The organism is Mycobacterium sp. WUMAC-067 (assembly GCF_020217485.1).
Classification (GTDB): domain Bacteria; phylum Actinomycetota; class Actinomycetes; order Mycobacteriales; family Mycobacteriaceae; genus Mycobacterium.
On record NZ_JAEKMI010000006.1, the window covers coordinates 13746 to 27694 of the forward strand.

The following is a 13949-nucleotide window of genomic DNA, read 5'->3' on the forward strand; positions in this document are numbered from 1 at the left end:
ATGCGCAACGCGCTGGCCACCCTCGGCCAGATGGCCTTGGCGGTGCTCGTCGCGGTGGCGGTCGCGGTGGTGTCGCTGATCGCCATCTCTCGCGTGCAGTGGCCGGCCTTTCCCTCGTCCAATCAACTGCACGCCCTGACCACCGTCGGGCAGGTCGGCTGCCTGGCCGGCCTGGTCGCCACCGGATGGGTGTGGCGGCGCGGACACCGGCTGCTCGCCCAAGTGGGCGGGCTGGTGTTCGTCTCCGCGTTCACCGTCGTCACCCTCGGCATGCCGCTGGGGGCCACCAAGCTGTATCTGTTCGGCATCTCCGTCGACCAGCAGTTCCGCACCGAATACGTCACCCGGCTCGCCGACAGCCCCGCCCTGCGCGACATGACCTACCTCGGGCTGCCGCCGTTCTACCCGCCCGGCTGGTTCTGGATCGGCGGCCGTGCGGCGGCGCTGTCCGGGGCACCGGCCTGGGAAGTCTTCAAACCGTGGGCCATCACCTCGATCGCCATCGCCGTCGCGGTCGCGCTGGTGCTGTGGTGGCGGATGGTCCGGTTCGAGTACGCGCTGATCGTCACCGCCGCGACGGCCGCGGTCACGCTGGCCTACGGCTCGCCCGAGCCTTACTCGGCGATGATCACCGTGCTGTTACCGCCGGTGCTGGTGCTGACCTGGTCGGGCCTGCGTGCCGCGGACCGACCGGACGCGAGCCGCCGCGCGGGCTGGGGCGCGGTGATCGGCGCCGGGATTTTCCTGGGGTGGACGGCCACCTGGTACACGCTGCTGTTCGGGTTCACCGCGTTCGCGCTCGCGCTGATGGCGCTGTGGCTGGCCGGCGTGCGCTGGCACCGGGACGGCGCGAAAGCCGCGCTCGATCCGCTGCGGCGCGTGGCCGTCATCGCCGGCATCGCCGTGGTGATCGGGTGCATCACCTGGCTGCCGTTCCTCGTGCGAGCGGCCCGCAGCCCGATCAGCAACACCGGAGGCGCCGCCCACTACCTGCCCGCCGACGGGGCCGAGCTGACCTTCCCGATGCTGCAGTTCACGCTGCTCGGCGTCGTGGCCATGATCGGCACCCTGTGGCTGGTGGTGCGCGCCCGCTCCTCGGTGCGGGCGGGTGCGCTGGCCATCGGGGTGCTGGCGGTCTACCTGTGGTCGCTGCTGTCGATGCTCAGCACCCTGGCGCGCATCACGCTGTTGTCGTTCCGGCTGCAGCCGACGCTGAGCGTGTTGCTGGTCGCCGCCGGGGCGTTCGGTTTCGTCGAGGCGACGCTGGCGCTCAAGCACCGCGGCCGCGCGATCGTCCCGGTCGCCGGCGCCATCGGCCTGGCCGCCGCGATCGCGTTCAGCCAGGACATACCCGACGTGCTGCGGCCCGACCTGACCATCGCCTACACCGACACCGACGGCAACGGGCAACGCGGCGACCGGCGGCCGCCCAGCGCCGAAAAGTTCTACGCGACAATCGATCACGACATCACGCAGGTGACCGGCAAGCCCCGCGACCAGACCGTGGTGATGACGGCCGACTACAGCTTCCTGTCCTTCTACCCCTACTGGGGCTTTCAGGGGCTCACCTCGCACTACGCCAACCCGCTCGCGCAATTCGATCTGCGGGCCGCGCAGATCACCAAGTGGTCCAAGCTCAAGACCGCCGACGAGCTGATCCACGCCCTGGACACCTGCCCCTGGCCGGCGCCGACGGTCTTTTTGATGCGCCGCGGCGCGAACGGCAACTACACCCTGCGGCTGGCCGAGGACGTCTATCCCAACCAGCCCAACGTGCGGCGTTACACCGTCGATCTGCGCGGCGCCCTGTTCGACAGCCCGCGTTTTGACGTCCGCAGCGTCGGGCCCTTCGTGCTGGCCGTCCGCAAGCCGACGGCGTAACGGCTGATGAGCACCGAGACCACGCCTCAAACGGGGCCGCACACCGCGGAAGAACTAGCATCTAGCACCGTGCAAGCCACGGAAGCCAATCACCGGATCGCCCGGCTGATTGCTTCCGTCGCCGGGCTGCTCGGCGTGCTGCTGGCGATCGCCACCCCGCTGCTGCCGGTCGACCAGACGACCGCCCAGCTGAACTGGCCCCAGAACGGCACCTTCGGCAGCGTCGAGGCGCCCCTGATCGGCTATGTGGCCACCGATCTGAACATCACCGTCCCGTGCCAGGCCGCCGCCGGGCTGACCGGTGGGGGCAACGCCGGCAAGACGGTGTTGCTGTCGACGGTGCCCAAGCAGGCGCCCACGGCCGTCGACCGCGGTCTGCTGATCGTGCGCGCCAACGACGAGCTGGTGCTGGTCGTGCGCAACGTCCCGGTGGTGAGCGCCCCGCTGAGCCAGGTGCTCGGCCCGGCCTGCCAGCGGCTGACGTTCACCGCGCACGCCGATCGGGTCACCGCCGAGTTCGTCGGGCTGACCCAGGGACCCAACAGCGAGCATCCCGGCTCGCCGCTGCGCGGCGAGAAGAGCGGCTACGACTTCCGGCCGCAGATCGTCGGCGTCTTCACCGATCTGAGCGGACCGACGCCCCCCGGGCTGAGCTTCTCGGCGACCGTCGACACCCGCTACAGCAGCAGCCCCACCCCGCTGAAGATGGCGGCGATGATCCTGGGGCTGGTGCTGACCGCCGCCTCCCTGGTCGCGCTGCACCGGCTCGACACCGCCGACGGCACCCGGCACCGCCGCTTCCTGCCCGCGCGCTGGTGGTCGCTCGGCGGGCTGGACGCCCTGGTCATCGCGGTGCTGGTGTGGTGGCATTTCGTCGGCGCCAACACCTCCGACGACGGCTACATCCTGACCATGGCCCGGGTGTCCGAGCACGCCGGCTACATGGCCAACTACTACCGCTGGTTCGGCACGCCCGAGGCCCCCTTCGGCTGGTACTACGACCTGCTGGCGCTGTGGGCTCATGTGAGCACCACCAGCATCTGGATGCGGTTGCCGACCCTGGTGATGGCGCTGACGTGCTGGTGGGTGATCAGCCGGGAGGTCATGCCCCGCCTGGGTCATGCGGTCAAGCAGAACCGCGCGGCGGCCTGGACCGCGGCGGGCACGTTCCTGGCCGTCTGGCTCCCGCTCGACAACGGTTTGCGCCCCGAGCCGATCATCGCCCTGGGCATCTTGCTGACGTGGTGTTCGGTGGAGCGCGCGGTGGCCACCAGCCGGCTGCTGCCGGTGGCGATCGCGTGCATCATCGGGGCGCTGACCCTGTTCTCCGGGCCGACGGGCATCGCCTCGATCGGCGCCCTGCTGGTCGCGATCGGGCCGCTGCGCACCATCCTGCACCGCAGGATCAAGCGGTTCGGCGCGCTACCGCTGGCGCTGCCGTTGCTGGCCGCGGTCACCGTCACCGCCATCCTGATCTTCCGCGACCAGACGCTGGCCGGTGAGGTCCAGGCCACCATGCTCAAGCGCGCCGTCGGCCCCAGCCTGAGTTGGTTCGACGAACACATCCGCTACGAGCGGCTGTTCATGGCCAGCCCCGACGGGTCGGTGGCCCGCCGCTTCGCCGTCCTCGCGCTGGTGCTCGCGCTCGGGGTCACGGTCGCAATGTCGTTGCGCAAGGGGCGAATTCCGGGCACCGCCGCCGGGCCGAGCCGCCGCATCGTCGGGATCACCATCATCTCCTTCGTCGCGATGATGTTCACCCCCACCAAGTGGACCCACCACTTCGGCGTGTTCGCCGGACTGGCCGGGCCGCTGGGCGCGCTGGCCGCGGTCGCGGTGACGGCGGTGGCCATGCGGTCGCGGCGCAACCGCACCGTGTACGCGGCCGTGGTGTTGTTCTTGGTGGCGCTGTCCTTCGCCAGCGTCAACGGCTGGTGGTACGTCTCGAATTTCGGTGTGCCGTGGTCGAATGCGTTCCCGGCGTGGCATTACGCCTTCGCCACCGCGCTGCTCGGGCTGACCGTGGTGGTGCTGCTGCTGGCCGCATGGTTCCACTTCGTCGCCCCCGAGAACGGGCCGGCCAAGACCCGACTGGGCGCGCGCGTGGCGGGAATCATCCAGTCCCCGTTGGCAATTGCGACGTGGGTGCTGGTGGTGTTCGAGGTGGCGTCGCTGACCCTGGCGATGACCGATCAATATCCGGCGTGGTCGGTCGGTCGCTCCAACCTGCAAGCGCTGACCGGCAAGACGTGCGGACTGGCCGAGGACGTGCTGGTGGAGCAGGACCCTAACGCGGGCATGCTGTCGCCGGTGGGCGCCTCGGCGGCCGACGCCCTCGGGGCCGGCCTGTCGGAAGCCTTCACGCCCAACGGAATTCCCGCCGATGTCCGCGCCGACCCGGTGATGGAACGGCCGGGTGACCGCAGCTTCGTCAACGACGAGGAGAAGACCGGCAGCAACCAGGCGGGCACCGAGGGCGGCACCACCCCCGCGCCGGGAATCAACGGATCGTCGGCCCAGCTGCCCTTCAGCCTCGACCCCGCGCGCACACCGGTGCTCGGCAGCTGGCGTGCGGGCATCCAGATTCCCGCGCACCTGCGGTCCGGCTGGTATCGGCTGCCCGCGCGCGACCAGGCCGGACCGCTGCTGGTGGTGAGCGCGTCCGGGCGCTTCGACCCGCGCGAGGTCCAGGTGCAGTGGGCCACCGACGAGCAGGCGGCCAGCGGGCGTCCCGGCGGCTCGTTCCAATTCGCCGACGTGGGCGCGTCCCCGGCCTGGCGCAACCTGCGCCTGGCGCTCTCGGCAATCCCGCGTAACGCCACCCAGATTCGGTTGGTCGCCGACGACGAGGACCTGGCGCCACAGCACTGGATCGCGCTGACACCGCCGCGCATCCCGCGGCTGCGCACGCTGCAGGACGTGGTGGGCTCCGCCGACCCGGTGTTCTTGGACTGGCTCGTCGGGCTGGCGTTCCCGTGTCAGCGACCGTTCGGCCACCAGAACGGCGTCGACGAGACACCGAAATGGCGCATCCTGCCCGACCGGTTCGGCGCCGAGGCCAACTCGCCCGTGATGGACAACAACGGCGGCGGCCCGCTGGGCGTAACCGAGCTGCTGGCGAAGGCGACCACGATGGCCACCTATTTGAAGGACGACTGGTCCCGCGACTGGGGCTCGCTGCAGCGGTTGACGCCGTATTACCCCGGCGCGCAACCCGCCGACCTGCTCCTGGGGACGGCGACGCGCAGCGGCCTGTGGAACCCGGCGCCGCTGCGCAAGACCTAGATCCCGCGCGAGCACGGCCCTTGTGCGGCACCATCGGTAAGTCTATGCTTACGGTTCGTGAGCACTTACCAAACCGCTGACGCGTGGCTGGCGTTGGCGGACGGGACGCGGCGGGCGATCGTGGAACGGCTCGCGCACGGCCCGTCGGCGGTCGGTGAGTTGGCGCGCGACCTGCCGGTCAGCAGACCCGCCGTGTCACAACACCTCAAGGTGCTCAAGTCCGCCGGGCTGGTGCGCGACCGGGCCGCGGGAACCCGCCGCGTCTATCAGCTCGACCCCACCGGTCTCGAGGCGCTCCGCGCCGACCTCGACCGGTTCTGGACCCAAGCGCTCGCCGGCTATGCGCGGACCATCGACGAGACCAGCGAAGGATCGACATGACACTCCAGCGGACGCCCAACGTCACCCACCACGTCGTCGTCAACGCCGCCATCGAGCGCGCGTTCACGGTCTTCACCCAGCAATTCGGCGCGTTCAAGCCGCGCGAGCACAACCTGCTCGCCGTCCCGATCGCCGAGACCGTGTTCGAGCCCCGCGTGGGCGGCCACATCTACGACCGCGGCGTGGACGGCAGCGTCTGCCGGTGGGCGCGCATCCTGGCCTACGAGCCGCCGCATCGCGTGGTGTTCAGCTGGGACATCGGCCCGACGTGGCAGCTGGAAGCCGACCCGGCCAAGACCAGCGAGGTCGAAGTCCGCTTCACCGCGCAGGCCGACCAGCGCACCCGGGTGGACGTCGAACACCGCCATCTCGACCGCCACGGGCCGGGCTGGCCCTCGGTGGCCGACGGTGTCGACGGCGACGCGGGCTGGCCGCTCTACCTGGGCCGCTACGCCGACCTGTTGAGCGGCGGTGACCCGCGATGACCGCCGACCTGATGCCCATGGCCCGCGCCGAGCGGGCGGACCTGGCCGACTTCCTGGCCACGCTTGAGCCGCAGGACTGGGAGGCGCCCAGCCTGTGCACGCGGTGGAGCGTGAAAGACGTTGTCGCGCATGTGATCAGCTACGAGGAGCTCGGCCCCCTGGGGCTGCTGAAACGCTTTGCGAAGGGCCGGGTGGTGCGGGCCAACCAGGTGGGCGTCGACGAATTCGCGAAACTGACCCCGCAACAATTGCTGGAATTCCTGCGCGGCCACCTCCAACCACGCGGCCTGACAGCGGGTTTCGGGGGAATGATCGCGCTCGTCGACGGCACGATCCATCACCAGGACATCCGCCGCGCGCTGGACCGGCCGCGCGAGGTGCCGCCCGAGCGGCTCGCGCGGATCCTTCCCCTGGTGCCGGGCAACCCCAGGCTCGGCGCGGGACGACGGATCAGGGGTCTGCGCCTGCGCGCCACCGACCTCGAGTGGACGCACGGCGACGGGCCCGAAGTGACCGGCCCCGCCGAGGCGCTACTCATGGCGATGTCCGGGCACCCGGCCGCACTCGCCGACCTCGGCGGACCCGGGCACGCGACGCTGGCGGACCGGCTCGGCGGATAACGATTCGCGGCCCCGCGTCCCGATGGCGCAAAGCCGCGTCGCTTACGATCGAGCCTCGTGCCCCACGACCGTAATGAGCGATCGCAGCGGATCCCACGATCGGTGGCCGCGGTCGCGGGAGTCGTGGGTCTGTTCCTGTGTCTTCTGGTCCCGGTGCTTCCGGCGACGCAGACCACGGCGACGGTGCTGTGGCCGCAGGGCACCGTGGACGGGCACGTCAGCCAGATCACCGCGCCCCTGGTGTCGGGGGCGCCGCGCGCCCTGGACATCTCCATTCCCTGCCCGGACATCGCCACCCTGCCCGCCAACGGGGGTTTGGTGGTCTCGACCCTGCCGCCCGGCGGGATGGACGCCGGGAAGAACGGGCTGTTCGTGCGGGCCAACAAGGACGTCGTCGTGGTGGCGTTCCGCGACACCGTCGCGGCGGTGGCGCAGCGCTCGGCCATCGCCGCCGGGGCCTGCACCGTGCTGCACGCCTGGGCCGGCGTCGGGGCGGCCGGCGCCGAATTCGTCGGCATACCCGGCGCCTCCGGGGTCCTGCCGGCCGAGAAGAAGCCACAGGTCGGCGGGATCTTCACCGACCTGAAGGTGCCGGCCGGGCCCGGGCTGTCGGCCCGGGTCGACATCGACACCCGATTCATCACCGCGCCCACCGCCGTCAAGAAGATCGTGATGGTGCTGGGCCTGCTCTCCGTGCTGACGGCCGTCATCGCGCTCGCGGTGCTGGACCGCCGCAGCCGCGGCGGCGGCACGCTGCTCAACTGGCGCTCCCCCATCGCCTGGCTCTCCAGGTACCGGCCCGGCACCCACCTGGGCAACTGGCGGCGCGTCGGGCTGGCGACCTGGATCGCCGACGCCGGGGTGATCGCGACCCTGTTGCTGTGGCACGTCATCGGCGCCACCACCTCGGACGACGGCTACAACCTGACCATCGCCCGCGTCGCCCCCCGCGCCGGTTACGTCGCCAACTACTACCGCTACTTCGGCACCACCGACGCCCCCTTCGACTGGTATCTCGGGGTGCTGTCCAAGCTCGCCTCGGTGAGCACGGCCGGCGTCTGGATGCGGCTACCCGCCACCCTGGCCGGGATCGGCTGCTGGATGATCATCAGCCATTGGATGCTGCGCCGGCTGGGCCCCGGCCGGGGCGGCCTCGCGGCCAACCGCGTCGCCGTCTTCACCGCGGGCGCGGTGTTCGTCGCGGCCTGGCTGCCGTTCAACAACGGGCTGCGGCCCGAACCGCTGATCGCCCTCGGGGTCCTGATCACTTGGATGCTGGTGGAACGCGCGATCGCGCTGCGCCGGCTCGCCCCGGCGGCGGTGGCCATCGTCGTGGCGCTGCTGAGCGCGACGCTGGCGCCGCAGGGATTGATCGCCGTCGCCGCCCTGCTGACCGGGGCCCGGGCCGTCGCCCAGACGATCCGGCGCCGCCGGGCGACCGACGGACTGCTGGCTCCGCTGGCGGTGCTCGGGGCGTCGCTCTCGGTGATCCTCGTGGTGGTGTTCCGCAGCCAGACGCTGGCCACGGTGCTGGAGTCGGCCCGCATCAAATACAAGGTCGGGCCGACGATCGCCTGGTACCAGGACTGGCTGCGCTATTACTTCCTCACCGTCGAGTCCAACCCCGACGGGTCGATGGCGCGGCGGTTCGCGGTGCTGATCCTGCTGCTGTGCCTGTTCGGGATGCTCGTCATCCTGCTGCGCCGCGGCCACGTGCCCGGCGTGGCCAGCGGCCCGGCCTGGCGGCTGATCGGCACCACGGCGATCGGCCTGCTGCTCGTGACGTTCACCCCGACGAAGTGGGCGATTCAGTTCGGCGCCTTCGCGGGACTGGCCGGGGCGCTGGGCGCGGTCACCGCGTTCGCCTGCTCGCGGATCGGCCTGCACAACCGCCGCAACCTGACGCTGTACGTGACGGCGCTGCTGTTCGTGCTGGCCTGGGCCACCTCGGGCATCAACGGCTGGTTCTACGTCGGCAACTACGGGGTGCCGTGGTACGACATCCAACCGGTCATCGCCAGCCACCCGGTGACCTCGATGTTCCTGACGCTGTCGATCATCACCGGGCTGCTGGCCGCCTGGCAGCACTTCCGGATGGACTACGCCGGGCACACCGAGGTCAAGGACAACCGGCGCAACCGCGTCCTGGCGTCGACCCCGCTGCTGGTGGTCGCGACCATCATGGTCGTCGGCGAGGTCGCCTCGCTGACCAAGGGCGCGGTGTTCCGCTACCCGCTCTACACCGCCGGCAAGGCCAACCTCGCCGCGATCAGCTCGGGGCTGTCCCCCAGCAGCTGCGCGATGGCCGACGACGTGCTGGCCGAACCCGACCCCAACGCCGGCATGTTGCCGCCGGCGCCGGGCCAGACCTTCGGCCCCGACGGTCCGCTCGGCGGCGTGAATCCGGTGGGCTTCAAACCCGAAGGCGTGGGCGAGGATCTGCAATCCGACCCGGTAGTGACCAAGCCGGGGCTGGTCAACTCCGACGCCTCCCCGAACAAGCCCAACGTCGCCTACAGCGATTCCGCGGGCACCGCCGGCGGCAAGGGCCCGGTCGGGGTCAACGGCTCCCACGCGGCGCTGCCGTTCGGGCTGGACCCGGCCCGCACCCCGGTGATGGGCAGCTACGGCGAAAACTCGCTGGCCGCCACGGCCACCTCGGCCTGGTACCAGCTGCCCGCCCGTACCGCCGACCGGCCGTTGGTGGTGGTCTCCGCCGCCGGCGCGATCTGGTCCTACAAAGAGGACGGCACCTTCACCTACGGCCAATCCCTGAAGCTGCAATGGGGCGTCACCCGCCCGGACGGCACCACCCAGCCGCTGGCCGAGGTGCAACCGATCGACATCGGCCCCCAGCCGGCATGGCGCAACCTGCGCTTCCCACTGACCTGGGCGCCGCCGGAGGCGAACGTGGCGCGCATCGTCGCCTACGACCCGAACCTGAGCTCCGACCAATGGTTCGCGTTCACACCGCCGCGGGTGCCGGTGCTGGAAACCCTGCAGCAGCTGGTCGGGTCGCAGACGCCGGTGTTGATGGACATCGCGACCGCGGCCAACTTCCCGTGCCAGCGGCCGTTCGCCGAACACCTTGGCGTTGCCGAACTTCCGGGGTACCGCATCCTTCCCGACCGCAAGCAGACGGCGGCGTCGTCGAACCTGTGGCAGTCCAGCGAGGCGGGCGGGCCGTTCCTGTTCGCCCAGGCGTTGCTGCGCACCTCGACGATCTCGACGTACCTGCGCGGCGACTGGTATCGCGACTGGGGATCCGTGGAGCAGTACTTCCGGTTGGTGCCGGCTGATCAAGCGCCGGACGCCGTGATCGAACAGGGTGTGATGACAGTGCACGGCTGGAGCCGGCAGGGACCGATTCGGGCACTGCCATGAGCGCGCCGAGGATGCGCGACGACGTGCGAATGACGCGCTGGGTGGCGACGATTGCCGGCCTGATCGGGTTCGTGCTGTCCGTCGCCACCCCGCTGCTGCCCGTCGTGCAGACCACCGCGGCGCTGAACTGGCCCCAGAACGGACAGCTGAACAGCGTTACGGCCCCGCTGATTTCGCTGACCCCGGTCGACATGACCGCCACCGTGCCCTGCGCGCTGGTGCGCGACCTGCCGCCCGAAGGCGGGGTGATCCTGGGCACCGGGCCCAAGAAGGGCAAGGACGCCGCGCTCAACGCGCTGTTCGTCGTCGTCAACGGCAAGCGCGTCGACGTCACCGACCGCAATGTGGTGATCGCCAGCGTGTCTCGGGAGCAGGCAAGCTCTGACCAATGCCGGCGCATCGAGATCACTTCGACAAAAGCCGGCACCTTCGCCGCCTTTGTCGGACTCAATGATTCGGCGGGCAGACCGATCGGCGGCGGATTTCCCGACCCGAACCTGCGCCCACAGATCGTCGGGGTGTTCACCGACCTGAGCGGCCCGGCGCCGGCCGGGTTGAAGCTGTCGGCGACCATCGACACCCGGTTCTCCACCACCCCAACCACTTTGAAGCTGGTCGCGATGGTGGCGGCGATCGTGGCGACCATCGTTGCGCTGGTCGCGTTGTGGCGACTCGACCAGCTGGATGGACGTCGGATGCGCCGGCTCATTCCGGCGAACTGGCGCACGTTCACGCTCGCCGATGTCGCGGTGATCTTCGGGTTCGTGCTCTGGCACGTGATCGGGGCGAACTCGTCCGACGACGGCTACATCCTCGGCATGGCCCGGGTGGCCGACCGCGCCGGCTACATGTCGAACTACTTCCGCTGGTTCGGCAGCCCCGAGGACCCGTTCGGCTGGTACTACAACCTCCTGGCGCTGATGACCCACGTCAGCGACGCCAGCCTGTGGATGCGGTTGCCGGACCTGGTCGCCGGAATTGTGTGCTGGCTGTTGCTTTCCCGTGAGGTGCTGCCGCGACTGGGGCCCGCGGTGGCCGCCAGCAAGCCGGCGAACTGGGCGGCGGGCATGGTGTTGCTGACGGCGTGGATGCCGTTCGACAACGGCCTGCGTCCCGAACCGATCATCGCGCTCGGCTCGCTGGTCACCTACGTCCTGATCGAACGCTCCATGCGGTACAGCCGGCTGACTCCCGCGGCGCTGGCGGTCATCACCGCCGCCTTCACGCTCGGTGTGCAGCCCACCGGCCTGATCGCCGTGGCCGCCTTGGTCGCCGGTGGCCGTCCGATCCTGCGCATCTTGGTCCGACGTCATCGCCTGGTGGGCACGTGGCCTCTGGTGGCGCCCATGCTGGCCGCCGGCACGGTCATCCTGACCGTCGTGTTCGCCGACCAGACCCTGCGGGCGGTGTTGGAAGCCACCAGGATTCGGACCGCGATCGGGCCCAGCCAGGCGTGGTACACGGAGAACCTGCGCTACTACTATCTGATCCTGCCCACCGTCGACGGCTCGCTGTCGCGCCGGTTCGGCTTCCTGATCACCGCGCTGTGCCTGTTCACGGCCGTGTTCATCATGTTGCGGCGCAAGCGTGTTCCCGGCGTGGCCCGCGGCCCGGCGTGGCGGCTGATGGGCGTCATCTTCGGCACCATGTTCTTCCTGATGTTCACGCCCACCAAGTGGGTGCACCACTTCGGCCTGTTCGCCGCGGTCGGGGCCGCGATGGCCGCGCTGACCACCGTGCTGGTGTCGCCGGCGGTGCTGCGGTGGTCGCGGAACCGGATGGCGTTCCTGGCGGCGGTGCTGTTCCTGATGGCGCTGTGCTTCGCCACCACCAACGGCTGGTGGTACGTCTCCAGCTACGGCGTCCCGTTCAACAGCACCATGCCGAAGATCGGCGGAATCTCGGTCAGCACAATATTTTTCGCGTTGTTCGTGCTCGCCGTGCTGTACGCGATCTGGTTGCATTTCGCGGCGCGCAGCCACGGGGAGGGCCGGCTGGCCCGGGCACTGACGGCCGCGCCGGTGCCCATCGCGGCGGGATTCATGGCGCTGGTGTTCATCGCGTCGATGGTGGCCGGCATCGTGCGCCAGTACCCGACCTACTCAAACGCCTGGGATAACCTGCGCGAGTTCAGCGGGGGCTGCGGGCTGGCCGACGACGTCCTCGTCGAGCCGGACAGCAACGTCGGCTATATGGCGCCGCTACCCGGCAACTACGGACCGTTGGGGCCGCTGGGCGGTGAGCACCCGGTGGGATTCAGCCCGAACGGGGTGCCCGAACACATTGTCGCCGAGGCGGTTCGGATCACCCCGAACCAACCCGGGACCGACTACGACTGGGACGCACCGACCAGGCTGAGCGCGCCGGGCGTCAACGGTTCGAAGGTGCCGCTGCCCTACGGCCTCGATCCCGATCGGGTTCCGCTGGCCGGCAGCTACACCACCGCGGCGCAACAGGAGAGCAGGCTCACCTCGGCGTGGTACCGGTTGCCCAAACCCGATGCCGGCCATCCGCTGGTCGTGGTGTCCGCCGCCGGCAAGATCGACGGCAACAGCGTGCTGCACCACCACACCGACGGCCAGAAGGTGGTGCTCGAGTACGGGCGTCCCGGGCCCGCGGGTGACACCGGAGCCGGCATCGTGCCCGCCGGGCGGCTGGTGCCCTACGACCTGAACGGCGAGCAGCCGAAGGCCTGGCGCAACCTGCGGTTCGCCCGCTCCGACATGCCCGCGGACGCGATCGCCGTGCGGGTGGTGGCCGAGGACCTGTCCCTGACGCCGGAGGACTGGATCGCGGTGACCCCGCCGCGGGTGCCGGAGATGCGCTCGCTGCAGGAGTACGTCGGCTCGACGCAGCCGGTGCTGATGGACTGGGCGGTCGGATTGGCATTCCCCTGCCAGCAGCCGATGCTGCACGTCAACGGCGTCACCGAGATCCCCAAATTCCGCATCACGCCGGACTACACGGCCAAGAAGATGGACACCGACACCTGGGAAGACGGCACCAACGGCGGGCTGCTGGGTATCACGGATCTGCTGCTGCGGGCCCACGTGATGTCGACGTACCTGTCCCACGACTGGGGCCGCGACTGGGGATCGCTGCGCAAGTTCGACACCATCGCCGACGCGCGTCCGGCGCAGCTCGATCTGCGCACCGCGACCCGCACCGGATGGTGGTCGCCGGGCCAGATCCGCATCAAGCCTTAACCGCGGCGCAAAAGGTTATTGTCGGCGACGTTAAATGGCGTGCCGCGGCCGTTTCTGATTGGTCGAATAGCCCACCGAATTAACGCCCGAGTAATTGTCGACCGAGGGTTTGAATCGGCCAATTGCGGGACAATACTCATTCCGTATGTGATCCAGTTCACACTACGGAAAAGGGTGGCCCCCATGGACACGCTGACACGGCTGAAAACCTGCGCCACCGCGGCCACGGTGCTGGTTTGGCCGGCCGCGACGTTCGCCATCGGCACGGCGGACGCCGAAGGCGCCGGCACCACCGTGGTTTTCGACGCCAAACTTCGGCGTTGCGATTTCAGTCTGGTGAGTTTCGCGGTGCAGCAGCCCCACCCGTCGCTGGGGACGGGTTACGCCGTCGTCCACACGGCCGGGTCGAGGGTGGTCGCGGACGTCCATTTGGTGGACGCGCCGGAGCCCGGCACCCATTTCGACGTGGGGCTGATCCAGATGCCCCGCCCGGCCTCCGCCACGTGCGGGCCCGGCGATCCCGGGACCGCCTTCACCGGCCTGGACACCGACGGCGCGGGCAGTGCGAACGCGACCGTACAAGACAGCGTTCGGCCCGGCACGACCGGCGTTTGGGTGATCATCGAACAACCCAACCCCCACTCGCAGAGCCCGGCGGAGTTCTACACCTCCGAGTTCGTCGTGCCGGTGAGGGCGTAGGTCGGATG

The 13949-nt window shown here is 70.0% G+C and carries 8 protein-coding genes; all 8 read left to right on the forward strand.

The window, feature by feature from the left end; all coding sequences use genetic code 11:
* The 8 genes from JF781_RS05670 (at position 1) to JF781_RS05705 (ending at position 13941) form a co-directional block, all read left to right on the forward strand.
* The gene (locus tag JF781_RS05670) at positions 1-1881 is read left to right on the forward strand and encodes a galactan 5-O-arabinofuranosyltransferase (RefSeq protein ID WP_225329194.1); all 1881 of its coding nucleotides are present in this window, start codon (positions 1-3) and stop codon (positions 1879-1881) included.
* 6 nt (positions 1882-1887) lie between these two features.
* Positions 1888-5166: an arabinosyltransferase domain-containing protein gene (locus JF781_RS05675; RefSeq protein WP_225329193.1), complete on the forward strand. Its 3279-nt coding sequence runs from the start codon at positions 1888-1890 to the stop codon at positions 5164-5166.
* 57 nt (positions 5167-5223) lie between these two features.
* Entirely contained in the window at positions 5224-5547 is a 324-nt protein-coding gene (locus JF781_RS05680) for a helix-turn-helix transcriptional regulator (RefSeq protein WP_225329192.1), read from the forward strand.
* Positions 5544-6032, forward strand: coding sequence for an SRPBCC family protein (locus JF781_RS05685; protein ID WP_225329191.1), 489 nt, complete (start codon positions 5544-5546; stop codon positions 6030-6032). The genes JF781_RS05680 and JF781_RS05685 overlap by 4 nt, the downstream gene beginning before the upstream one ends.
* Positions 6029-6652, forward strand: coding sequence for a maleylpyruvate isomerase family mycothiol-dependent enzyme (locus JF781_RS05690; protein WP_225329190.1), 624 nt, complete (start codon positions 6029-6031; stop codon positions 6650-6652). Before JF781_RS05685 ends, JF781_RS05690 begins: the two co-directional genes overlap by 4 nt.
* A gap of 57 nt (positions 6653-6709) precedes the next feature.
* Complete coding sequence (locus tag JF781_RS05695) at positions 6710-10036, forward strand: arabinosyltransferase domain-containing protein (RefSeq protein ID WP_225329189.1); 3327 nt, start codon at positions 6710-6712, stop codon at positions 10034-10036.
* On the forward strand, positions 10033-13242 hold the full coding sequence (locus tag JF781_RS05700; protein WP_225329188.1) for an arabinosyltransferase domain-containing protein: 3210 nt from the start codon (positions 10033-10035) through the stop codon (positions 13240-13242). Before JF781_RS05695 ends, JF781_RS05700 begins: the two co-directional genes overlap by 4 nt.
* A 183-nt stretch (positions 13243-13425) precedes the next feature.
* A complete protein-coding gene (locus JF781_RS05705; protein ID WP_225329187.1) occupies positions 13426-13941 on the forward strand; it encodes a hypothetical protein in 516 nt (171 codons plus the stop codon).
* The last annotated feature ends 8 nt before the right edge of the window (positions 13942-13949 follow it).

Coding starts and splice junctions, on each gene's coding strand:
- JF781_RS05670 (WP_225329194.1), top strand. CDS start 1: ATGCGCAACGCGCTGGCCACCCTCGGCCAGATGGCCTTGGCGGTGCTC.
- JF781_RS05675 (WP_225329193.1), top strand. CDS start 1,888: ATGAGCACCGAGACCACGCCTCAAACGGGGCCGCACACCGCGGAAGAA.
- JF781_RS05685 (WP_225329191.1), top strand. CDS start 5,544: ATGACACTCCAGCGGACGCCCAACGTCACCCACCACGTCGTCGTCAAC.
- JF781_RS05690 (WP_225329190.1), top strand. CDS start 6,029: ATGACCGCCGACCTGATGCCCATGGCCCGCGCCGAGCGGGCGGACCTG.
- JF781_RS05700 (WP_225329188.1), top strand. CDS start 10,033: ATGAGCGCGCCGAGGATGCGCGACGACGTGCGAATGACGCGCTGGGTG.
- JF781_RS05705 (WP_225329187.1), top strand. CDS start 13,426: ATGGACACGCTGACACGGCTGAAAACCTGCGCCACCGCGGCCACGGTG.